We start from the raw sequence: 22689 nt of genomic DNA, 5'->3' as shown, positions 1-22689 counted from the left end.
GGTGCTCAGCGCAGTGCGCTGACCACCGTCCGCAGCTCGGCGCGGGAGACCACGCCCAGCTTGGGGAAGATCCGGTGGAGATGCGAGCTGATGGTGCGGTGCGACAGGTAGAGGCGCTGGCCTATCTCGCGGTTGGTCAGCCCCTCGGCGGCGAGCTGGACGATCTGCAGCTCGTGGGCGGTCAGCCGGTCCCGGGCGTCCGGGGCGCGGCGGCGGCTGGTCTCGCCCGCGGCACGCAGTTCCCGGCGGGCCTTCTCCCCCCAGGGGATCGCGCCGAGCGCGTCGAACATGTCGCGGGCCGCCCGGAGATGGTCCCGGGACTCGACGCTGCGCCGCCGGCGCCGTAGCCGTTCGCCGTAGGCCAGGTGGGTGCGGGCCCTGGTCAGCGGCCAGGCGGTGAGGTCGGCGCCCAGCGCGGCCGCGAAGAGCGCGTCGGCGTCCTCGTCGGCGGCCAGCAGGGCCCGGACCAGCCGCAGGTCGGCGTGGAGCACCGGCGCGGGGGTGACCGTGGCGACCTCCTCCAGCTCCGTCACGATCGGGAGTACGGCGTCCAGCCGCCCGCAGTGCGTCGCCGCGTCGACGAGGTCGCCCACGGTGGTCAGCCGCAGGGCGGCCTGGAAGGCGGGGTCCGCCGGGTCGTGCAGCCGGCGGAGATGGCCGAAGGCCTCCTCGAACCGCCCGGCGGCGAGCGCGGCCAGCCCCCGTGCGGTCGTCGCGGTGGCCAGCACCGGACGTGCCCCGACCGGGAGCCCGATCCCCTCCGCCTCCTCGGCCAGCCGCAGGGCGGAGTCCTCCTCGCCGCGCAGCGCGGCCAGCTTCGCCGCGGTGGCGGTCATCAGCCCGTACATCATCGTCTGGCTGGTCTCGCGCGCCAGCCGCCGTGACTCCTCCGTCGCGCCGATCGCCGCACCGAGGTCGCCGACGACCAGGGCGCTCCACGCGTCCGCACCGACCGTGCGGGCCAGCAGCCCCAGGCGTCCCTGGGCGCGCAGCGGCGCGGCGCCGGCCGCCGAGAACGCCCGGGCCAGGCCGAAGCCGCCGACGAGGAGCGCGGCGGTGCTGAGCATGCGGTAGGCGCGGCCGTCGTCGCCCTCCTGCGGTACGACCGGTACGACGTGCCGGGCGCGGTCCAGGACGAAGGCGCCGCGGTCGACCGGCGCGGCATAGGCGCAGATGGCCAGCCGCCACGGATCGAGTTCGTCCAGTTCCATCCGCTCCACGGCCTCCAGGACCCCGCGGCGGGCTTCCGGGCCCGGTTCGGACCAGAAGCACAGCTGCGCGGCGCTCCACAGGATCCGCAGCGCCAGCGCGGGTTCTTCCGCGGCCATCTCCTCGGCGAGCGCCGTCAGGGAGACGGCGCCGGACGAATGGCCGCGCAGTCCCTCGTCGAAGCTGCCGCGCAGCCAGACGACCGTGGCGTGCTGCCGCCGCGACAGCGGCCCGGTGAGTGCCTGGTCCAGCAGCCGGGCCACGGTCTCGGGGCGGCCGAGCTCGACGGCGAAGTCGGCCGCGCGCAACAGGCGTTCGGCCCGGCGGTCGGCGTCCTCGCTGAGCGCGGCGGCCTGTTCCAGGGCCGTGACGGCCGCCGCGATGCCGCCGCGGCGGGCGGCCCGGTGCGCGGTGTCCTCCAGCGCGGCGGCGACCGCCTCCTCCGGGCGGTCGGTGGCGGCGGCCCGGTGCCGTGTCCGCCGGTCCGGGTCCGCGTCGAGTACGGCGGCGAGGGCGGCGTGCGCGGCGTGCCGGACGCCGGCGGGCATGGTCTGGTGGATCGCCGACCGCATCAGCGGATGCCCGAACCGCAGCTCGGTGCCCACGACATGGACGAGCCGGGCGCGCACGGCCGGTTCGAGTTCCGCGGCTCCCGCCGTCGTACCGGTGAACTCCCGGGTCGCGCGGTAGATCTCGGGGAGCGACGGGCTGTCGTCGAGGGACGCGATCCGCAGCAGGCTCCGGGTGATGTCGGGGAGGGTCTCCAGGCGGTCGGTGAAGGCCCGTTCGAGCCGCTCGGTGAGGGGCAGCCGGGAGAGGTGCGGGTCGGCCGACGCGCCGAGGGTGCGCGACAGCTCGGTCAGCGCGAGGGGGTTCCCGGCGGCCTCGGCCAGGAGGCGGCGATGCGCGGTGGGACGCAGGTCCGGGGCACGGTCCGCCAGGAGTTGTGCGGCCTGGCCGTCCGTGAGCGGGGCCAGGGCCAGGGAGGTGACCTCGTCGGAGTTCAGCCGCGACCGGTAGCCCTCGCGTGCGGCTCCCACCATCACCACCGGCTCCGTGCCGACCCTGCGCGCCACGAAGGCGAGGACGCCGGCGGTGGCGTCGTCGAGCCATTGGACGTCGTCGACCAGGACCAGCACCGGCGCGGCCGCGGCCGCGTCCGCGAGGAGGTTGAGAACGGCCAGACCGACCAGGAAGACGTCGGGGACGCCGGCCTCCGCCTGCCCGAGGGCGGAGTCCAGGACCTGCCGGTGCGGCGCGGCGAGCCCGGCGGCCGCCGCGCCCAACGGCCGGAGGACGAGCTGGAGACCGGCGTAGGGGATGTCGCTCTCGGCCTCGACACCGCTGGTGCTCAGCACCCGGTAGCCGAGTTCCTCGGCGAGCGCCGCGGTCTCGGTGAGCAGCGCCGTCTTCCCGATGCCGGGCGCGCCGCGGACCAGCACCGCGCTCCCGTGGCTCCGCGGCCCGGCCAGCAGCCGGCGCAGCAGATCCAGCTGGTCGTCCCGGCCGATGAGCTCCACGATCCCCCCATCAGCCGGGCGCCCGTGCTCGGGCTGCCTGGAAGATCAGGGTACTGCGCCGCGGCCGGCGAGCTGAGGGGGAAACCAGGATGCGACGAACCGCTGTTCGACGCCGGTCCCCGCCGAACGCCGTCCGTGCGGCGGGGAACTCACCCGGTCGGCGCGGGCCGGCGGACGGTGCCTGTCAGAGGGCGTCGGTCATGCCGCCGTCGATCACGAAGTCCGCGCCGGTGGTGTTCCCCGAGCGCCGGCTCGCCAGGTGGAGCACGAGGGCGGCGACCTCGGCCGGGGTGCTGAACCGGCCGGTGACCGCCGCCCCGGCGGCGTTGCGGGCCACCTCGCCCGGATCGACGCCGAGCGAGCGCCCGACGGTGTCGGCGACGCCGCCCGCGCCCTGCCAGAGCGCGGTCTCGACCGGCCCGGGACTCACCGTGTTGACGCGGACGCCCTCCGGCCCGACCTGCTTGGACAGGGCCTTGCAGAAGTTGGTCAGCGCCGCTTTGGCGGCGCTGTAGTCGATGACCAGCGGATCGGGCAGGCGGGCGTTGACCGAGGAGACGGTGACGATCCGTCCGTCGCCGCTCGCGATCAGGTGGGGCAGCGCGGCACGGGTGGCCCGCACGGCCGCCATGAAGTTGATCGTGAACGCCCAGTCCCAGTCGGCGTCGGTGACGGCCTGGAAGCCGTCCACCCGCGGGCGCACCGCGCCGACGTTGTTCACCAGCACGTCGACGCCGCCGTACGTGGCGACCGCCTCCGCCACCAGCGCGGCCGGCGCGTCGGGCTCGGTCAGGTCCAGCTCCACGACGGTGAGTTCGGCGCCGTTCTTGACCAGGGAGTCGAGGCCGTCGGTACGACTCCTCGAACCGGCGACGACGCGGGCGCCGGCGCCGAGCAGGGCCTCGACGACCGCCAGGCCGATGCCGCGCCCGGCCCCGGTGACCACGGCGCTCTGCCCGGCCAGACCGAGGTCGAGGCCGGCGGGCCCGGAGGCGGCGGACGTCATCGCGCGGCCCCCAGGTTCTGCCGGCCCAGCCACTCCAGGACCGTCTCGGCGACCTCGCGCCAGCCGCTGTCGATGGTCAGGGAGTGCCCGCGGTCGGGGAAGCCGATGATGTCGGTGACGGCGTCGGAGTGCCGGTACTGCTTGAGGGTGGCGCGGGTGACGGTCTCGGGAACGGTGTGGTCCTTGCCGCCCGAGATCAGCAGCAGCGGGCCCCGCCCGGAGTTGTCGGTGGCGACCTTCGCCGGGGAGTGCGGGTTGAAGTTGGCCGAGGCCGCCTCGTAGAGCGGCTTGCCGGGGGCGGGGATGGTCCAGCGCTCGTACAGCTCCGCGGACTCCTCCTCGGAGATCGCGTTGCCGAAGGCGAACCGGAACTGCTCGGCGGTCAGGGACACCGCGCGGCGCTTGTTGGCGGGGTTCTTGAACACCGGGAGCGTGGCCCGGAGCGCCGAGAGCGGTACCGGCAGCACGCCCTTGATCTGCGCGGCGTCGATCGCGACGGCCGCGGCGGCGCGGTCCTGGCCGAGCAGCTTCTGCGCGATCATGCCGCCGAAGGAGTGGCCGATCAGGACGGGCGGCGCGGGCAGTTCGGCGATCAGCGCCGCGTAGTGCTCGACGACGTCGTCGATGCCGTGGTCGGCGATGCTCTCCGGGTTCGCCCGGGCGTCCGCCACGGTGTCGGGGTCGCCCGGCCAGCCGGGGGCGGACGGGTCGTAGCCCTCCTGCCGGAACAGGTCGGTCCACGGCTGCCAGGAGGCGCTGTGCAGCCACAGCCCGTGGATGAAGTAGACGGGGATCGGGGCGGCGGTCATGACTCGGTCCTCCTGCGTGGCGACGTGTCGTTCCTGCGGTGGCTCACACAACCCGCTTCCCGGCGCGCTCGAACCGTGGTGACACCCCAGTCCTTCACGGGCGGACGCCGAACGGCCCCAGGATCCCGGCGTCGATCCGCAGCGACTCCAGCAGCGTCCACGCGTTCTCCACGGTGAACACGTCGGCGGCGGCCAGCACCCCGGTGTACTTCGCGGTCACCGGTGCCGCGGCGGTCTCGGCCACCGCTTGCAGGAAGGTCCTGAAGACCGCCCAGGAGTTGCCCTGCGCGCCGTACTTGTCGAAGAAGGGCGTCGGGTCGACGGAGTCGATCGCGGCCCGGGTGCTCGCGTCCAGGTCGTCCATGTACCGGATCTGCAGCGCGCCGTCGGCGCGGACCCCGAGGCGTCCGAGGTGCCCGCCGACGAACGTCTGCCAGGGGTAGTCCATGGCGATGCTCTGCGCCTTGATCCAGTCCGGGATGTCCTGGGAGACCGCCAGGTTCTTGAACGGCACCCAGCCCGGGTAGAGCACGTCGACGAGCATGAGCGTGGCGTATTCCGGGGCCCAGACGAAGATGTTGTCGGGGGCGTGGTTGGGGCCGTGGTAGTCCAGTTGCAGGTGTTCGCCGCCGACGTCGAGCCGGTGCCCGTCCCGGAAGGTCACCGTGGGCAGTGGCCGGTTGGGGTCCGCGGCGCGGGCGAGGAGGCGGGCGGTCTCGGCGTGGGCGATCCGGATCACGTCCGGTCCGAACAGCCCTGCCGCACCGATGTGGTCGGCGTGGGAGTGCGAGTAGATCAGGTGGGTGACCTTGGCGGGGCGGCCGTTGGCGCGGGTGATTTCGGTGATCGCGCGCAGCAGGTTGTGGCCGATGGTGGGCGGGGCGTCGACGAGGACGATGCCGCGCCGGGTGCTGAGGATCATCGCCTGGTAGTAGGTGTCGGTGACCCAGTAGAGGTGGCCGGCGATGTGGCCCAGGTGGTAGCCGTCCGCGTTCGGGGCCGGGCCGAGCGCGGCGGCCGGGACGGGCGCGAAGTCGGGCAGGTCCGTGGCCGTGGCGTCGGTGGCCGTGGCGTCGGTGCGGGCCGGGCCGGCGTGTGCGGTGCCGGCCAGGACACCGTCGGCGATGCCCGCCGCGGCCGGGACGGCCAGGGCCGTGGCCGCGCCCTTCAGGAATCCGCGGCGGTCGAACGGCGGGCGACCGGAGTGCTTTCCTGTCAGGTCCATGACAGCAATCCTCTCGTGGAAGGGCGCGCGGGAGCCCGGGCCGGGCCCGGAGGCCGGCTGGGGCAGGGGCCCGTCCCGGACGGCAGGAGCGGACCCCGATCCCCCTCAGCACACCAGGACGCCCCGCCGGTTCGCACCGGGGGCCGACCCCAGTGGCGGGCACCGGCCGGATCCGGGGTACCAGGTGGTGCGGAGCACCGCGGCCGCCCGTCGCCCGACCGCACCGCATGCGGGACGGGACCGCACGCCGGGAGCAGACGGTCATGGGGCCGGCGTCTCGCCTGCCTTGTCCGTGACCCCGACGGCCAGCAGTGCCTCGTCCGCCGTGCCCAGGAAGGCGAGGGACTTCCGGTCGAAGACCCAGACGGTGCGGCCGTCGCGCTCCTCGAAGCTCAGGCCGATGCCGGTGCGGCCGGTGCGGTCCTTGGCGTCGGCGACGACCGAGACGCCCGGGATCCTCGCGGCCGCGCGGTAGAGCGCGGCGTCCAGTTCGGGCAGGAGCGTGGCGTCGGGCAGCAGGTCGCCGATCTTCTCCAGCGCCGCGCTCCGCCTGGTCCGCCCCTCCCCCTTCGTGCCGGCGTAGATCTTCTCCAGCAGCGCATCGGGGTCGGTGGGCAGTGTCCGAAGCTCACGGAACGTGGGGACGTTCGGGTCGGGGCTCAGCCTCATGTCGTGCGTGCCCCTGGAATAGGAGGAGAACGGGTCCCGGGGCCGGAACGGCGGCCCCACCAGCACCGTGACCCGGCGCAGTCCGGCGCGCCTGCCGTCGACCGCGGTCCAGCTCGACTCGCGCAGGATCCGGATGTCGTCCTCCGCGAACCTCATGGAGCTCTGCGTGCGGACGTAGACGTACTGGTCGTCCCGGACGGGCGCGGTCTGCTTCGCGGCGGCGACCTCGGCGATGCGGTCGAGGAGGGCGACCGCGTCCGCGTCGGTGGTGGCGCTCCGGGACCCGGTGGCGCCGGTGAGTACCGCGGCGACGACCGCCGCCGCCGTGGCGAGGGGCAAGGCGACGACGGCGAACCGGCGGCGGGGGGTGCGCGCCCGCCGGCCGGGTGCCGTCCCGACGGCCGGGAGTTCCGGGGCCTGCCCGGTGAGCTCCCTCATCAGATGGTCCTTCAGCAGGTCGTGGCGGCCGCTCGTGAGGACCGGCTCGCCCGGGCTCGGCAGCAGCCCGGCCAGTTCCTCGCGCGTCTCGGGGTTCATCGGTGCTCCTCCTGTGTCGACCGGGCCGTCTCGGGACGGCCACCCGGTACCTGTCCGGTGCGCGGGCCGGGTCCCGGCCCTTCCCGCAGGGGTGGCGTGCGCCGGGCCAACTCCGCCTCCGACAGGGTCCGCAGCCGCTGCCGCGCCCGGGCGAGGCGCGACCGTACGGTGCTCGTCGGCACGCCGAGGGCCTCGCCCGCGGCCGCGTAGCTCAGTCCCGACCAGACGCACAGGGCGAACACCTCACGTTCGGCTCTGCGCAGCCGGCCGAGCGCGGTGCGCGCGGCGGCGAGCCGCTCGGCCTGCTCCATGCGGCCGACGAGGTCGTCCGCGAAGTCCGGCAGGGTGTCGCGGTCCACCGGGCGGCCGGGCAGCCGGGCGAGCGCGGCGCTGTGCCGGCGGGCGGCGCGGCGCGTGTTGCGCAGGACGTTGGTGGCGATGCCGTACAGCCAGGGGCGCAGACCGTCACCGCCGGGCACGTCGGTGTCCTCGTCCGGGGCGGCGGCTTCGGGCCTCAGCTTCTCCCGGAGCCGCCAGGCTTCCAGGAAGGTCAGGGACACCACGTCCTCCGCGGTGCCCCGGTCCGCCGACAGGCGGGCGGCATGACCGTAGACGGCCTGGGCATGCGCGCCGAAGAGTTCGGCGAAGGCTTCCGGATCGCCGGCGCGTATCCGGTCACGCAGGGAAAGTTCCACGACCAGCCCTGTCCGCTCGGCACCCGGCGTCTCTGTGGCGACGATCACACCACGGCGGCCCGTGGAGGCCGTCGGGACGGAGGGGGTGCGGGCCGGGGCAGGGGGAGGGGGAGGGCGCGCCGTCCGTGGTCCGGCGGGGCCGGAGGAGGCAGGCGACGGCCGGGTCCGGGCGGCCCGGCCCGTCCGGCCGGCTCGTCTCCGACCAGGCCGTCGCGCGTGGCACAGGACACGTTCAGGGCGGGATTGCATCGGGGAAAGCTCAGGGAAGTCATAGGGGCGCCCACGATTGCCGTGAAGGGATGACCTGTGACATCCACTGCGCCTCCCCCCATACCCCGAGCTGCCGGATCGTTTCCTCTCATCGGCCACGCTCTGAAGATGCGCGACAACCTCGGCTTCATCGACTCGCTGCGTGAGACACGGGAACCGCTCGTCGAGATCATCCTGCAGCCCGGGACGCGCACCATCGTGGTCCAGGACCCGGCGCTGATCCACCAGATGCTCAAGGCCCTGGGGCCCAGCCTCGACAAGGGCCGGCTCTACGACAAGCTGGGCCAGCTGCTGGGCGACAGCGTCGTCACCGCCGTCGGCCGGAACCACGTACGCAAACGCCGCCAGCTGCAACCGGCGTTCGCCCACACCGAGATCAGCCGGTACGTCGACATCATGCGCGGCGAGGTGACGGCCACGGTCGCCGGCTGGCAGCCCGGGCGGACCCTCGACGTACGCGAGGCGATGGTCGGTCTCAGCCTGGACATGCTGGCCAAGACGGTGTTCGCCGGCAGCCTCGACGACGCCGTCTTCCACCGGCTGCGCAGCGACCTGTCGGTGGTGTTGAACGACGTCGGCGTGCGCATCATGCTGCCGGACTGGGCCGAGCGCCTGCCGCTGCCCTTCAACCGCCGCTTCGACCGGGCCCGGGCCGGCGTACGCGCCACCATCAACACCGCCGTCGACGAACTGCAGGCCTCCGGGCACGACACCGGGGACATGCTCTCCATGCTGCTGCGCGCCGTCGACGAGGAGACCGGCGAGCCGCTGACCGGGCATCAGATCTGCTCCGAGATCCTCACCCTGGCCGTGGCGGGCACCGAGACCACCGCGTCGGTGCTGTCCTGGGCCCTGTACGAACTCGCCCGCCACCCCGGCATCGAGGCCCGGATCCTGGCGGAGCTGGACGAGGTCGTCGGCGAACGCCCGGTCGCCTTCGACGACGTGACCCGGCTGCCGTACCTGAACCGGGTGATCACCGAGACCCTGCGGCTGCACCACCCCGGCTGGCTGGTCACCCGCCGTACCACCGAGGAGACCCGGCTCGGCGGCTGGACGCTGGCCGCCGGCACCGAACTGGCCTACTGCCAGCACGCCCTGCACCGCGACCCCGAGCGCTTCCCCGACCCGCACACCTTCGACCCGGACCGGTGGACCGACCCCGCGCAGGAGCCTCCGCCGGGCGCGTTCCTGCCCTTCGGGGACGGCAAGCACAAGTGCATGGGGGACCGTCTCGCCCTCACCGAGATGGTCACGGCGCTTGCGACGATGCTGCGTTCGGTACGGCTGGAGCTGTCCGAGGGCCAGGTCATCCGCCAGGTCGCGCGGCTCACCGTACGGCCGCGGAGCCTGCGGATGACCGTCCGTCCGCGGAATCGTCCCTGAGCCGGGACCGCGTCCGGGGCGAGACCGTGCGCACGGTCGCCCGACCCGTGGCGCGGGCGCCTCGGCCTACTGCCCGTGCGTATCCGGGCCGGTGCCGGGCAGGTCGTGGGCCGTTCCGGCGGTCGCCGGTCCCCAGGTGCCGGGCAGGCGGGCGACGACCTGTGCCGCCGCTTCCCGCGCCGTGTACGTGGGGGACGGCTCTCCGGAGAACCTCTCACCGGGGTGGTGCACCGCGTACCGGCCGGCGCCGAGCGGCTGGATCACGGAGACGTCCCCGGTGTACGGATACCCCGTACACCGGCTGAAGCACAGGCTGCCGTGGCTGGTGAAGGGAAAGAGCACCCGCAGCCTGGGCTCGGCGTGGGCGGCGCGGACCAGGTCCGGGTCCGTGTGCGGATGCGGCTCCAGACAGCGGCGCCACTTCTCCGCCACGGCATGCCCGGGGCCACGCTCGTGGGCCCGGGCGAGGGCGCCGAAGACCAGGAGCGGTGCCGCCGCGTGGAGTTCGGCGAGAGTGCCGCCGCGCTGCCAGGCCGCGGCGGCTGCCGCCAGTTCGGTGAGGTCGGTGGTGGAGCCGTTGGTGAGATTCACCCCGCGGCCCCACCCGGCGAAGAGGAAGACGCGCTCCGCGGACCCCAGATGCACGGTGAGCTGGTCGAGGCCGGGGCTCCGGCTGGTCACGCGGGCGGTGACCGGACTCCCGTCCCCGGTGGCCCGTACCGCGCCCACGGCCGGACCGTTCCGGGCGGCGCACTCGTCGAGCGCCGCGGCAAGGCTGCCGACGGCCGCGACGTCGGGGTAGAGCAACGGATCGGGCCGGCGCGGCTGCCGTGCGGGCTGAGGCTGGGTCATCCCCGAATGATCGCCCGGTCGGTGGCGGATGCCCAGACCTGCCCGGCGACGGCGTCGGGCCGCGGCGCCGGGCCGCGGCGTCGGGCACGACCTGCCCCGGCCGTGCCCCGCGCGCCTGTCTAGGCTGATGGCCACCACAGAGGGAGATGCACCGTGTCCGTCCGCCCCAGCCTCCTGTTCGTGACCGATCTCGCCTACCAGGCCAGGGGACGGCGCTACTGCGACGAGGACATCTTCCTGACCTCCCGGCTGCGCGACACCTTCGGCCTGGCCCTGTGCCACCCCCTGGAGGCCGCGGCGCTGATGCACGCCTTCGACGCGGTCGTGGTGCGCAACAGCGGCCCCGTGCTGCACTACCAGGCGGACTACGACGCCTTCCGGGAGAAGGCCGCCGCACAGGGCACCCGGGTCTACAACCCGCTGTCCGGGCGTGGTGACATGGCCGGCAAGCAGTACCTGCTGGACCTGACGGCCGACGGGTACCCGGTCATCCCCACCGTCGACCGGCCCCAGGACCTGCACCTGCTGCCCGAGGCCGAACGCTACGCGGTCAAGCCGAAGGCCGGAGCGGACTCCATCGGACTTACCTTCGTGTCCGAGGACCGGCTCGGCGGCCTCTCCTACGGCGACATCCTGGTCCAGCCGGGCATCGACTTCCGCTACGAGGTGTCCTTCTACTACGTCGACGACGCCTTCCAGTACGCCCTCTACGCCCCCGACCCCGACCGGCGCTGGGTCCTGGAGCCCTACGAGCCCACCGACGCCGATCTCGCCTTCGCCCGGCGTTTCATCGACTGGAACACCCTCGGCCACGGCATACAGCGTGTGGACGCCTGCCGCACCCGGGAGGGTGAACTGCTCCTGGTCGAGCTGGAGGACCTCAACCCCTACCTGTCGCTCGACCTGGTCGACGACCGGACCCGCGACGGCTTCGTGACCGGCATGACGGCCTCGCTCCACCGGTTCCTGGACACCGGTGGAGCGGAGGCGCGCTTCTGACCTGCGGGTTCTGGTGTGCCGTGACCGGCACCGCGGTGCTAGAGCTTGGTCATCTTGCTGTACGGGCTCGAGATCCGCATCTGCTTCGAGCCGAAATCCACGAGTGCCGCGGTTCCGTCCTCGACGCCGACGACCCGGCCGAGGCCGTACACGTCGTGGGTGACCTGGTCGCCCACGGCGAAGTGCTTGGGGGCTGGCGTGACCGGGGCCTTGAAGGGGCTGGTGGGCAAGTGGCGCTTCGGAGCGGCGGGCTTTGTCATCGACCCCAGTATGCGCCTAAGAACCGCCCTCGTGGCTACCCCGCTGAACGGTGGACTCCACTCCGGCAGGAGCCGTGCGCCCGCCGGCCCGTCCGTACGCGGACGGGTGGGGCTGGGCGGTTCGGCTTCGTAGGAGGCCGCGGCACCCGTACCCTTCGGGGACGACGGCGTCAGATGGTGGGCGCCAGATATTGGAGGCAATACCCCGTGCTGATCGCTCAGCGTCCCTCGTTGACCGAAGAGGTTGTCGACGAGTTCCGGTCCCGGTTCGTGATCGAGCCGCTGGAGCCGGGCTTCGGCTACACCCTCGGCAACTCTCTCCGCCGTACCCTCCTGTCCTCGATTCCCGGCGCGGCTGTCACGTCGATCCGGATCGACGGCGTGCTGCACGAGTTCACCACCGTGCCGGGCGTCAAGGAGGACGTCACCGACCTGATCCTCAACATCAAGCAGCTGGTCGTCTCCTCGGAGCACGACGAGCCGGTCGTGATGTACCTGCGCAAGCAGGGTCCGGGTCTGGTCACCGCCGCCGACATCGCGCCTCCGGCCGGTGTCGAGGTGCACAACCCCGACCTGGTCCTCGCCACGCTCAACGGCAAGGGCAAGCTGGAGATGGAGCTGACGGTCGAGCGTGGCCGCGGTTACGTCTCCGCCGTGCAGAACAAGCAGGTGGGCCAGGAGATCGGCCGTATTCCGGTCGACTCCATCTACAGCCCTGTGCTGAAGGTCACATACAAGGTCGAGGCGACCCGTGTCGAGCAGCGCACCGACTTCGACAAGCTGATCGTCGACGTCGAGACGAAGCAGGCGATGCGGCCGCGTGACGGCATGGCCTCGGCCGGCAAGACCCTGGTCGAGCTGTTCGGTCTCGCCCGCGAGCTGAACATCGACGCCGAGGGCATCGACATGGGCCCGTCCCCGACGGACTCGGCTCTGGCGGCCGACCTGGCGCTGCCGATCGAGGAGCTGGAGCTCACGGTCCGCTCCTACAACTGCCTCAAGCGTGAGGGCGTCCACTCGGTGGGTGAGCTGGTGGCGCGCTCCGAAGCGGACCTGCTGGACATCCGCAACTTCGGTGCGAAGTCCATCGACGAGGTCAAGGCGAAGCTGGCCGGCATGGGCCTGGCCCTGAAGGACAGCCCGCCCGGATTCGACCCGACCGCTGCCGCCGACGCCTTCGGCGCCGACGACAACGGGAGCACGGGCTTCATGGAGACCGAGCAGTACTGAACCATGCGGCGGGCCACGGGGAGCCGTGCGGCGGGCAGCCGGTGACGAACACCGGCCGACCGCCCCCGGCTCCTCGGCGGCTCACCGGATCTTCGGCGGCCCGCCGGCTCCTCGGCGGCCCGTCGGAGGAGACGGGACGCCCGGGGCCTCAGCCCCAGGGCAGGCCGAGGATCAGACGCACCTGTCCCTGGCCCGGTATCAGCGTCGGCACCTGCGGCACGGTGCTCTGCTGTCCGCCGGTCTGGTTCCCCGTGCTGCTGGGTGCCTGCTGCGTGCCGCTCGGGGCCTGTGCGGCTCCGGTGCCCCACAGCTGGTCGACGCGCGAGCGCTCGGCGGTGTCCGGGTAGCGGTTGGTGCAGGACGGGCCGGCGCCGCCGCCCGACATCAGCTCGCTGCACGGCCCGCTGTAGTCGTCCTGCAGGCCCAGCACGTGCCCGGTCTCGTGGGCGACGATGCGGACCGAGTCGTACTGCCGGCTCTGGGTGTAGTCGATGAAGATGTAGCCGCTGCCGTGGCCGTTGGTGGAGGCGTAGGACCCGCGCTGGTCGTTGCCCTCGTAGTAGGAGAAGTCGGCGCCGCTCGACGCCTCCTTGAGCTTGACGTTCGACTCGGAGCTGTTCCAGATCGACGCCGCGCTCGCTATCTGCGAACGGAAGCTCGGTGCCCGGGAGTCGTCGTAGGTGATCGTCACCGCCTGCGCGTCGGGCTGGGCGGCGCGCTTCGCGGCGACCGACTTGAGCACGGCCTCGAAGAACGCCTTGTTGTTCGCGGCCTCGTCACCCGACCCGTCGTAGCGCGCCACGGGGGTACCGGCGGAGGCGGACGGGCCGGCGGCCGTCCGGGCGCTCGCCGGCACCGCCGCGCCCAGCACGCTGGAGGCCAGACCCAGGCCGAGGGCGAGACCGAGAGCGAGGGGTCTCGCGGACGTTCGGGACGAGTTCATGTGGGGGGCTCCTACTCACTCCGTGACGCCGGGCTCCCGGTGCGGTCGGCTCGGCGTGCGTACCGGTTCCGAACTGCGGCGACGTCCTGTGGGTCGACATTCTTAGGACGGCTTCACAGGGAGCGCAAAGGGGTCCCGCCACTACGCCGCCTCGTAGGTCCCGGGACCTCGCCGGAGCGGTGCGCGGGCCGCCGGTCCGCGCCCGGCGGCGGGAGGAGAAGCTGGCGCGGCGTCAGAATCCTTGTGGCGCAGGGCAGTGGGCGTGCGGGCGGGCCGGGCGGAATTCCGGGAGGTGCGCCGGATTCCACATCCGGGCCAAGACGGACAAATGCCTAAATGTCTGCCGTGCCGTGTCTACTAAGCGCACCGGTTGATTGGTAGGACGCTGTGACAGACGTCATAGAACATCAGCTTCCGTTTATTTCGTGCTTTACCGGCCCCGATGCGCCAGGTCGCCGCCGCTCGGCCGGTCGCTCGGCCGGTCGCTCGGACGGCGGCCCGGGCCGCCGTCCGGCAAGGCCGTCCGTCCTGCGCAAGTGCTAGTATCCGCCCGCTTGTTCGGGGGGAAGGGGCCCTCCGTCGGGGGAGGGGAAGCAAGTGACTCGTCGTACCTTCGCGCGTGGCTCCCTGGTCACGTTCATGGGGCTGGCGCTCGCCGTGTCCGCCGTGCCGCTGGTGGCGCCCGCGTACGCGGAGCCGGCGACCGGGATCACCGTTCCGGCCACCATGCGCACGACTCCGCGCACGGCGTACCTGCAGAGCGCGGGGGCCTCCGGCTTCCTGGAGTACCGCTCCACGGTCGGGAGTTCGGGCCTCTGGTGGACCGGCTACGACGGCAGCCGGACGCCGGTCGAGGGCGGCGAGGGACTCCCGCCGCGCACCGCGGGTGCGTACGGCACCGGTTCGGACGTCGTCGCCCTTCGCCCGTCCCAGAGCAGCGGCGGGCAGGTCGTGCTCCGCGACATGGGAACCGGTACGACGGAGACCGTGGCCGTCCCCGCGGACCAGGGCTACATGCAGACGTACGGACACACGGTCCTGACCGGCACGCCGTCGAGCGGGGAGCGGACCCGGCTGTTCCTGCTGCACGACGAGAACGGCAGCACGGTGCAGCAGCCCGTGACCGGACTCCCGGAGGGGTCGGTCTTCCCGATCTATCCCAAGGGCTCCGCCGCCGGCCTCCTCGTCGGCTACTTCGACCCGGACCGGGTCCTCCACTACGCCTGGGTGGACATGTCGACCGGCGCCGCCACGCTCCTGCCGTCGCAGGTGGCCAACACGGACACCGTGGTCGGACCCGGCTACCTGGCCACCTGGTACGGCACCTCCCGGGTGCGGGTGTACGCCACGGGCGCCTACGACGCGCCCGCCCACGAGGTCGCGTTCCCGCGCACCGTCGACAACAAGATCCTCGGCGTCGTCGGGGACGCGCTCGTCGTCGCGCGACGCAGCGGCTCCGTCTGGAGCGTGTCGGCGCTGCCCTTCGACGGCTCCGCGGAGCTGCCCCTGTTCAAGCGGGCGGATCCCGCCGCCGTCGGGTCCCCCGACGGCGGTCTGGTCCTCGCCGGCGGGGAGTCCGCCCTGGACTACGGCATCGCCAGGATCGAGGCGGGCGCCGACGGTCTGCCCCGCGCCCGCCGGATCGTGGACCTGCCGGCCGTGCCCATGGGGATCGAGTCGCTCGATCTGAACGGCGGCGAGCTGACGACCTACGAGTCCGGCGACGCGGCGACGCACCTCTACAGCCGCTCGCTGCTCACGGCGGGTGATCTGACGCCGGGCACGCGCACGGACCGGGGCGCGACCCAGCGGTGCGGGGTCATGAACGGGGACTACGGGAGCTGCCCCGACCTGAGGGGTACGGGAGACGGCCGGGCGGTTATCCACAACACGGCCGGAGAGGTCTCCGTCCTGGACCGGGGCCAGTCCCTTCCCGGCACCGTGCTGGCCTCCGGCCTCCAGGACAACCACGGCCTCGTGGGCGTCGCGGGCCGGTACGCGGTCTGGCGCGGGCCCACCTCGTCGGGGGACGGCCTGGTGGTGGCGGACCTGGACACCCGGAAGATCGTGCTCACCCGTACCGGCGCGGCCGGTGCCGTCCCCGCCGCCCTGTGGGGGGACGCGCTGTGGACGGCGGCCACGGACGGCACGGTCACGGCCACGGAGGTGCCCTCGGGCACCACGATCACGTCGTTCCGGGCGGCCGGCAGCGGCTGCGGCGTGAGCGCCTTCCAGGCGGTGGGACGCTGGGTGTACTGGTCCGGCTCGTGCGATTCCGGCCAGGGCAGCGTGCGGAAGGCCTTCGTGTACGACACCCGCAGGAAGACGCTCATCGCCGTGCCCACCGACGGGGAGCCGCGCCTGGGCGACGGCTTCCTGGTCACCCGTGACGCCACGTCCGGGACGCTGACCCTCACGGACGTCACGAGCGGCTCCGCGGTGAGCCGGACCCTGGCGGCCGGGACCGGAAAGTGGGACGTCGACCCGTACACCGGCCTGGTCGGCTACGTGGACCCGGCCTCCCAGGACATCCACGTCCTGCGCACCGGCGTCCCCGCCACGGACATCTCGGTCCTGGGCGCGAGGACGGACTCCGCGGTCGGCCTGGCCGACCCGTCGGCCTCGTGGGACGGCACGTGGTGGCTGTCCAGGCCGGCCGCGTCGTGGACGCTGGCGGTCCGGAACAAGGCGACCGGGGCCACCGTGCGCACGCTCTCCGGTGGCGCCGCGCACGACTCGGTCCACGCGTCCTGGAACGGCAGGACGTCGACGGGCGGGTACGCGCCGAACGGCACGTACACCTGGACGCTGACGGCGGCCCCGGCCGACGGGCACGGTGCGCCGGTGACGTCCTCCGGCTCGCTGAAGCTGACCGGTGGTGCCGCGGTGCGGCGCGACCACGTCGGGTCGGACGGCATCGGAGACCTGCTCACGCTCACCTCGAAGGGCGTGCTCTCCTTCCAGCGCGGCGACGGCGCGGGCAAGTTCACGACGAAGACCTCGGCCTCGGGATGGGCGTCCTCGATCACGGCGGTGCCGTTCGGGGACCTGAACGGCGACCGCTGCAACGACGTGCTCGTGCGGCTCGGCAGCGGTGCGCTGCGGGCCTACCGGCCGGGCTGCGGCAAGGCCCTGACGACCGCCACGCCGTACACGACGCTGGGCACGTCGGGCTGGACGCAGTACAACGTGCTCACCTCGCCGGGTGACGTGAGCGGTGACGGGCGTCCGGACCTGATCGCGCGGAACTCGTCCACCGGAGCGGTCTACCTCTACAAGGGGACGAGCACCGGCAAGCTCTCCGCCCGCGTGAAGCTCTACGACAACTGGAAGGGCTACAAGAAGATCGTCGGAGTCGGTGACATCACCGGCGACGGCAGGGCCGACCTGCTGGCCCAGGACACGTCCAACAACGTCTACCGCTACAACGGCAAGGGCGACGGCACGTTCGCGGCCCGCGTCAAGGTGCTGACGAACTGGGGCGCCTCCTACAACGCCGTGGTGGGCGTCGGCGACATCACCGGGGACGGGAAGGCGGACATCGTCTCCCGCGACACCTCCGGCAGGCTGTGGCGCAGCAACGGCAACGGCAAGGGCTCCTTCGGCGCCCGCACCGGGATCGGCACCGGATGGCAGGGCTACAAGGCCCTGTACTGACCGGTCACCTCCCCCTTGGTAAGAGTCGGGTAAGATCCGGCCACTTGTGCGAGGGCGGGGGCCCTCGCGGGGGAGGGAACATCAAGTGGGCAGACACGCCCTGGGACGGGGCGGGCTGACCGCCGCCGTCTCCTCGCTCGCGGCCGTCGTCGTGGCCGCCTCCGTCGTGGTTTTGTCGGAGGGCGGCGGCGCCGCGGAGGCGGCCGAGGCCGAGACCACCGCGATCACCCTGGTCGACCCCGGCTCCGCCACACCGCGCACCGACCGCCCGTACGTCGCGGGCGACACCGGCTTCCTGCACCGGCAGACCGGCAGGACCGGACTGCTGTGGACCGACTACACGACCGGGAAGACCGTCACCGTCGAGAACGCCGCGGGCGTCTACACCCCGGGCACCGGCTGCACGAACATCGGCTCCGCCTGCCGTGCCGCCTGGTACGGCTCGGACAGCGACCTGGTCGCGCTGCCGACCACGGCGAACGACGCGTACGCCACCCTGTGGGACCCGGCGACGGCGACCTCCAGGAAGGTGAGCTGGAACAGCTCCGCCCAGAGCGGCCAGGGCTACTACCGGGCCCTCGCCGGCGACACGATCGTCACCACCAACTCCCTGCTCGACAAGCCCGACGGCGCCGGCGGCGAGTGGCGCACCCGCAAGGTCACCGGTGACGCGACGAACATCGGGAGCGAGAACGTGCTCGCCGCGGACCCCGCCGGCGTGTTCGTGTCGGAGTCCACCTACGGCTCGCTCCGCTACCTCGACATCGCGTCGGCCGTGGCCACCACCGTGTTCACCGACGCCACCCATGCCTCGCACTACGTGATGAGCGAGGACCGTATCGGCTGGTACCAGTCCGGCACCGCCGAACTGCACCTGAAGTCCCGCACCGACCCGACCGCCGCCGAGCAGCTCGTCACGCTGCCCGCACATCCGGGCGCGCTCGACGGCGCCCCGGTCCTGGTCGGCGACTGGCTGCTGCTCCCGCTGTCCTCCGACGCGCTCGGCTCCCGGCTGCTCGCGGTGGACGTCGACGACCCCTCGGTGCAGCAGACCCTGCTGGAGAGCGCCGGCGCGTACACGCTGGCCGCGGGGGACGGCAGCGCGCTGGTCACCGGCGGCACCGACGCCACCGACTGGTGGGTGCGGCGGGTGAGCCAGGCCGCGGACGGCACGCTCAAGGTGGAGAAGGTCCAGCAGACCCCGGCGGTGGAGAACGCCAAGACGGGCATCGCGCTCAGCCGCGGCAGCCTGCGCGTCGCCGAGGACGACCCGAACGCCACCGCGGACACCACCTCCGTGCGCACCCTCACCACCGACGGCTCCGCCGCCCTGACGGCGTCCGGGGCCACGGCGAGCGGCTCGGTCTACGAGGCCCTCTGCCCGTACGAGGGCACCACCTGCTCGGCGCTGTGGGGGAACCTCGACGGCCGGGACGTCTACCTCGACGCCAACGGCGGCACCGACGAGGGCGAGAGCCTCGGCGACGACCGGCTGGCCGAGATCGGCGGCCACGACCTGGACTTCGGCGGCCAGGGCGGCCACATCGTCGACGTCTCCGACAAGTACGCCGTCTTCGACTCCGGCGGCACCGCCCCCGCGCAGTACGTCGGCGAGTTCGGCCAGGGCCAGAAGCTGAAGCGGTCCGTGCGCGCCGCCGCCCTGAACGGCTCCACCCTGTGGAGCGCCACCACCACCGCAGGCAAGCTCACCTCGTACAGCATCCCGCTGGCGAAGACGCTCACCACGGTGACCGTCCCGGGCCTGGCCTGCGTGCCGAGCGAACTCCAGGCGGCGGGCCGCTGGGTGTACTGGGCCTGCGGGACGGACTCGGCGGGCGTGTACGACACCAAGGCCGGTACGGCGCGGGCCGTCACCCCCGGTGACGTCCTCCTCGGCGACGGCTTCACCGTCCGCCACGACCACGGCACGGACACCCTGGTCCTCACCGAGGCGGCCACCGGCACCACCCGCACGATCGCCTCCGGCCTGGCCGACAAGGGCCTTGACCTGGACCGCCGTTACCGCTGGACGGTCGACGAGTACACCGGCCTGGTCGCCTGGTTCGACGACTACGAGCGCACCCACGTCACCACCACGGGCATCGCCCCGTCCGCCGTGACCGCCTTCGGGACGTCGGTCGCCGACTACGTGGCCCCGGGGGCGTCCTTCGAGGGCGCCTGGGTGCTGTCCCGCCCGGTCACCTCCTGGTCGCTCACCCTCACCTCGGTCCAGAGCGGCGCGAACGGCAAGGCCACCCGCACCCTCACCGGCGGCGCGACCCCGGCCCGGGTGGCGGCGAACTGGAACGGTACGGCGGCGAGCGGGAGTTACTTCCCCAACGGCCACTACACCTGGACCCTGAAGGCGACCGGCCTCGGCACCGCCACGCCGGTCACCGTGACCGGCGGCGACGGCTTCCTGCAGCGCGGGGCCGCGGTGCGCCGCGACTTCGTCAGCCCCGAGGGCCCGGACGGCCGCGGCGACCTGCTCACCCTCAACTCCTCCGGCGGGCTGACCTTCCACAGCGGTACAGGGACGGGCAGGTTCGGCGACAAGTACACCGGCACCGGCTGGCCCACGACCGTCACGGCGATCCCCTTCGGCGACCTCAGCGGCGACCGCTGCAACGACGTCCTCGTCCGCTACAGCAGCGGCGCGCTGCGGCTGTACAAGCCGGGCTGCGGGGCGGCGGTCAAGCCGTCGACGTCGTACACGACGCTGGGCACGTCGGGCTGGACGCAGTACAACGTGCTCACCTCGCCGGGTGACGTGAGCGGTGACGGGCGTCCGGATCTGATCGCGCGGAACTCGTCCACCGGAGCGGTCTACCTCTACAAGGGGACGAGTACCGGCAAGCTCTCCGCCCGCGTGAAGCTCTACGACAACTGGAAGGGCTACAAGAAGATCGTCGGAGTCGGTGACATCACCGGCGACGGCAGGGCCGACCTGCTGGCCCAGGACACGTCCAACAACGTCTACCGCTACAACGGCAGGGGCGACGGCACGTTCGCGGCCCGCGTCAAGGTGCTGTCGAACTGGGGCGCCTCCTACAACGCGGTCGTCGGGGTCGGCGACATCACGGACGACGGCAGGCCGGACCTGGTCTCCCGCGACACCAGCGGCAACCTGTGGCGCAACAGCGGTGACGGGAAGGGCTCGTTCGGCGCGCGGACGCGGATCGCGAGTGGCTGGAGCGGCTACAAGTCCCTTTCATAGGCGCTGAGTTTCCGGGGTCTCCGCGCCTGCCGGTGTGCGCAGGGTGCCGTAGCGCTCCATGCGCTGCCATCGCAGGCGCGAGCCCGTCACGGCGGTGAAGACGGACTGGATGACCACCAGGTACATCAGCTGGCGGTAGACGAACTGCTGCAGCGGCAGGCTCCACAGCGGGCCCGGGCGCTCGCCGTCCAGGCGGAACGCGTACAGGCCCATCAGCAGTTGCAGGAGCAGGAAGGCGAGCCAGAGCGCGGTGATCCGCAGCGGGTCGAGGAAGACCAGGCCGTAGAGGGCGAAGACGTCCACGACGGGGGCGAGCAGCGGCAGCAGGACCTGGAAGAGGAGGAGGTAGAGCAGGCCCCGGCGGCCGAGCCGGCCGGCGGCGCCGCCCTGCACCAGCGCACCGCGGTGCTTCCACATCGCCTGCAGGGTGCCGTAGCACCAGCGGTACCGCTGCCGCCACAGGGCGCCGAGCGACGCGGGCGCCTCGGTCCAGGCCACCGCGCCCTCCTCGTAGACCACGCGCCAGCCGGCCCGGCACAGCGCCATGGTGAGGTCGGTGTCCTCGGCGAGGGTGACGTCGCTGACCCCGCCGAGGGCGAGCAGGGCCCGGCGCCGGAACGCCCCGACCGCTCCGGGCACGGTCGGCATGCACTCGGCGAGGTCGAACAGGCGGCGGTCGAGGTTGAAGCCGACGACGTACTCGATGTGCTGCCAACGGCCCAGCAGGCCCCCGCGGTTGACGACCTTCGCGTTGCCCGAGACGGCACCGACCCGGGGGTCGGCGAAGGGCTGCACGATCTTCCGGACGGCGTCGGGTTCGAAGACGGTGTCGCCGTCGACCATGACCACCAGGTCGCAGGAGGCGGCGGCCAGGCCGGTGTTGAGCGCGGCGGGCTTGCCCGCGTTCCGCTGCCGGATCACCCGCACCCCCGGCAGCCCCAGGCCCTCCACCAGGTCGGCGGTGCCGTCGGTGGAGCCGTCGTCCACCACGATGATCTCCACCGGGTGGTCCGACGCGACCAGGGAGCGGACGGCCGCCTCGATGCCGGCGCTCTCGTTGTACGCCGGGACGATGACGGTGACCGGTTCGGTCACCGGCGGCCCCCAGGGCCTGGCCCGGCGCCCGGTCCGCAGCCGTCGGTGCCGGCGGGCCGCGACCAGGACGACCGCCGCGCGCAGCACGCTGACCGCGCCGGCCGCGTACATCAGTACGCCGAGCAGCCGTACGGTCCAGTCGCCGAGCTGCAGCATCCTGATGAGGGCGATGCCCTGGAAGCGGTCGCCCGCTCCGGCGGGCCGGACGGGGGCGGTCATGCCGACCGCGGCGCCGACCGTCGCGAACCGGTAGCCCTGTGCCCTGAGCCGGGGGATCAGGGTGTTCAGGGCGGCGACGGTCTGGGAGCGGTCACCGCCGGCGTCGTGCATCAGCACGATCTGCCCGGCCCTGCCGTGCGGTGTCGCGTTCGCGAGGACGCGGGCCGTGCCGGGGCGCTGCCAGTCCTCGGCGTCCAGGGTGGAGAGCACCGTGACGTACCCGGCCGTGCCGGCCTGCTTCAGGACCGACCAGTCGGCGTCGTCCAGCGCGTCGTTCTCCGAGGAGTACGGCGGCCTGAGCAGCGCGGTGGTGACGCCGGCCGCCCCGGCCACCGCCAGCTGGGTCTCGCGCAGCTCCAGCGAACGCTGCCAGGGGGCGAGGCGGGAGAGGTCGGGGTGGGTGAAGGTGTGGATGCCGATCTGGTGGCCCTCGGCGACGATCCGGCGGACCAGTTCCGGATGGGCGACGACCTGGGTGCCGACGACGAAGAAGGTCGCGTGCACGTGGTTGCGGCGCAGCACGTCGAGGATGCGCGGGGTCCAGACCGGGTCGGGGCCGTCGTCGAAGGTGAGGGCGACGGTGCGGGGCTTCGGGCGGGCGGTGTGCGGGGAGCCCGCGGCCTCCGCGATCACGGGTCCGCCGTGAGCCACCTGCCCGGGCACCGCGTCGGCCCGCCCACGGGGGCCGGTCACGGCGTCCGACGTGATCCCGAACATGTGGTGGGTGTAGCCCTGCAGCACGAGGGCCGCCGACAGGGTCACCACGAGCACGCACAGCAGCAGCCAGTGCGTGCGGGGGGTGACCCGGCGGGTGCGGCCGCGGAGGCGGGGTACGGCGGTGCGGCGGGGCACGGCGGTGCGGGGCCGGCGGTCGGTCGGGTCGGTCACTTC

At 73.1% G+C, this 22689-nt stretch carries 15 protein-coding genes; 5 read left to right on the top strand and 10 right to left on the bottom strand.

Features of this window, described 5'->3' with window-relative positions:
- Positions 1 to 5: 5 nt before the first annotated feature.
- The 6 genes from ACFZB3_RS27440 to ACFZB3_RS27415 form a co-directional block, all read right to left on the bottom strand.
- Positions 6 to 2729 (bottom strand): AAA family ATPase, encoded by a 2724-nt coding sequence (locus ACFZB3_RS27440; protein WP_391379572.1) that lies wholly within the window; start codon positions 2727 to 2729, stop codon positions 6 to 8.
- A gap of 184 nt (positions 2730 to 2913) precedes the next feature.
- Entirely contained in the window at positions 2914 to 3735 is an 822-nt protein-coding gene (locus tag ACFZB3_RS27435; protein WP_391379570.1) for an SDR family NAD(P)-dependent oxidoreductase, read from the bottom strand.
- Positions 3732 to 4544 carry an alpha/beta fold hydrolase gene (locus tag ACFZB3_RS27430; RefSeq protein WP_391379568.1) on the bottom strand — a complete coding sequence of 271 codons (813 nt, stop codon included), beginning with the start codon at positions 4542 to 4544 and terminating at the stop codon, positions 3732 to 3734. The genes ACFZB3_RS27435 and ACFZB3_RS27430 overlap by 4 nt, the downstream gene beginning before the upstream one ends.
- A gap of 94 nt (positions 4545 to 4638) precedes the next feature.
- A complete protein-coding gene (locus ACFZB3_RS27425) occupies positions 4639 to 5769 on the bottom strand; it encodes an MBL fold metallo-hydrolase (protein ID WP_391379565.1) in 1131 nt (376 codons plus the stop codon).
- Between the two features lie 261 nt (positions 5770 to 6030).
- The gene (locus ACFZB3_RS27420; protein WP_391379563.1) at positions 6031 to 6975 is read right to left on the bottom strand and encodes a CU044_5270 family protein; all 945 of its coding nucleotides are present in this window, start codon (positions 6973 to 6975) and stop codon (positions 6031 to 6033) included.
- Positions 6972 to 7670 (bottom strand): sigma-70 family RNA polymerase sigma factor, encoded by a 699-nt coding sequence (locus ACFZB3_RS27415; protein WP_391379816.1) that lies wholly within the window; start codon positions 7668 to 7670, stop codon positions 6972 to 6974. Before ACFZB3_RS27415 ends, ACFZB3_RS27420 begins: the two co-directional genes overlap by 4 nt.
- Before the next feature lie 306 nt (positions 7671 to 7976).
- On the opposite strand from ACFZB3_RS27415, the gene ACFZB3_RS27410 reads away from it, so the two are divergent.
- On the top strand, positions 7977 to 9326 hold the full coding sequence (locus ACFZB3_RS27410; protein WP_391379561.1) for a cytochrome P450: 1350 nt from the start codon (positions 7977 to 7979) through the stop codon (positions 9324 to 9326).
- Between the two features lie 66 nt (positions 9327 to 9392).
- Here the strand turns inward: ACFZB3_RS27410 and ACFZB3_RS27405 are convergent, their stop codons facing one another.
- On the bottom strand, positions 9393 to 10178 hold the full coding sequence (locus ACFZB3_RS27405; RefSeq protein WP_391379558.1) for a DUF6193 family natural product biosynthesis protein: 786 nt from the start codon (positions 10176 to 10178) through the stop codon (positions 9393 to 9395).
- Between the two features lie 153 nt (positions 10179 to 10331).
- Here ACFZB3_RS27405 and ACFZB3_RS27400 point away from each other — a divergent pair, with 153 nt between their 5' ends.
- Positions 10332 to 11177 carry a hypothetical protein gene (locus ACFZB3_RS27400; protein ID WP_391379557.1) on the top strand — a complete coding sequence of 282 codons (846 nt, stop codon included), beginning with the start codon at positions 10332 to 10334 and terminating at the stop codon, positions 11175 to 11177.
- Between the two features lie 38 nt (positions 11178 to 11215).
- Here the strand turns inward: ACFZB3_RS27400 and ACFZB3_RS27395 are convergent, their stop codons facing one another.
- Entirely contained in the window at positions 11216 to 11437 is a 222-nt protein-coding gene (locus ACFZB3_RS27395; protein ID WP_391379555.1) for a hypothetical protein, read from the bottom strand.
- 207 nt (positions 11438 to 11644) lie between these two features.
- Here ACFZB3_RS27395 and ACFZB3_RS27390 point away from each other — a divergent pair, with 207 nt between their 5' ends.
- Positions 11645 to 12667, top strand: coding sequence for a DNA-directed RNA polymerase subunit alpha (locus tag ACFZB3_RS27390; RefSeq protein WP_391379553.1), 1023 nt, complete (start codon positions 11645 to 11647; stop codon positions 12665 to 12667).
- Between the two features lie 148 nt (positions 12668 to 12815).
- On the opposite strand, the gene snpA is transcribed toward ACFZB3_RS27390, so the two are convergent.
- Positions 12816 to 13610 (bottom strand): snapalysin, encoded by a 795-nt coding sequence (snpA, locus tag ACFZB3_RS27385; RefSeq protein WP_391379551.1) that lies wholly within the window; start codon positions 13608 to 13610, stop codon positions 12816 to 12818.
- Between the two features lie 597 nt (positions 13611 to 14207).
- Between snpA and ACFZB3_RS27380 the strand changes: the two genes are divergently transcribed.
- Together ACFZB3_RS27380 and ACFZB3_RS27375 are read left to right on the top strand one after the other, a co-directional pair.
- Positions 14208 to 17267, top strand: a complete 3060-nt coding sequence (locus tag ACFZB3_RS27380) for an FG-GAP-like repeat-containing protein (RefSeq protein WP_391379549.1) — start codon at positions 14208 to 14210, stop codon at positions 17265 to 17267.
- An 85-nt stretch (positions 17268 to 17352) separates the two neighbouring features.
- Positions 17353 to 20484, top strand: a complete 3132-nt coding sequence (locus ACFZB3_RS27375) for an FG-GAP-like repeat-containing protein (protein WP_391379547.1) — start codon at positions 17353 to 17355, stop codon at positions 20482 to 20484.
- Here the strand turns inward: ACFZB3_RS27375 and ACFZB3_RS27370 are convergent.
- On the bottom strand, positions 20479 to 22686 hold the full coding sequence (locus ACFZB3_RS27370; protein WP_391379545.1) for a glycosyltransferase: 2208 nt from the start codon (positions 22684 to 22686) through the stop codon (positions 20479 to 20481). The two genes, ACFZB3_RS27375 and ACFZB3_RS27370, sit on opposite strands and share 6 nt — an antisense overlap.
- Positions 22687 to 22689: the final 3 nt, after the last annotated feature.

The organism is Streptomyces sp. NPDC008092, assembly GCF_042957285.1.
Classification (GTDB): Bacteria; Actinomycetota; Actinomycetes; order Streptomycetales; family Streptomycetaceae; genus Streptomyces.
This window is presented reverse-complemented; position numbering and strand designations above follow the sequence as displayed.

What these genes read in the sequence shown, in the direction of transcription:
- ACFZB3_RS27435 (WP_391379570.1), bottom strand. Translation starts at nt 3,735, where the DNA reads ATGACGTCCGCCGCCTCCGGGCCCGCCGGCCTCGACCTCGGTCTGGCC.
- ACFZB3_RS27430 (WP_391379568.1), bottom strand. Translation starts at nt 4,544, where the DNA reads ATGACCGCCGCCCCGATCCCCGTCTACTTCATCCACGGGCTGTGGCTG.
- ACFZB3_RS27425 (WP_391379565.1), bottom strand. Translation starts at nt 5,769, where the DNA reads ATGGACCTGACAGGAAAGCACTCCGGTCGCCCGCCGTTCGACCGCCGC.
- ACFZB3_RS27420 (WP_391379563.1), bottom strand. Translation starts at nt 6,975, where the DNA reads ATGAACCCCGAGACGCGCGAGGAACTGGCCGGGCTGCTGCCGAGCCCG.
- ACFZB3_RS27405 (WP_391379558.1), bottom strand. Translation starts at nt 10,178, where the DNA reads ATGACCCAGCCTCAGCCCGCACGGCAGCCGCGCCGGCCCGATCCGTTG.
- ACFZB3_RS27395 (WP_391379555.1), bottom strand. Translation starts at nt 11,437, where the DNA reads ATGACAAAGCCCGCCGCTCCGAAGCGCCACTTGCCCACCAGCCCCTTC.
- snpA (WP_391379551.1), bottom strand. Translation starts at nt 13,610, where the DNA reads ATGAACTCGTCCCGAACGTCCGCGAGACCCCTCGCTCTCGGTCTCGCC.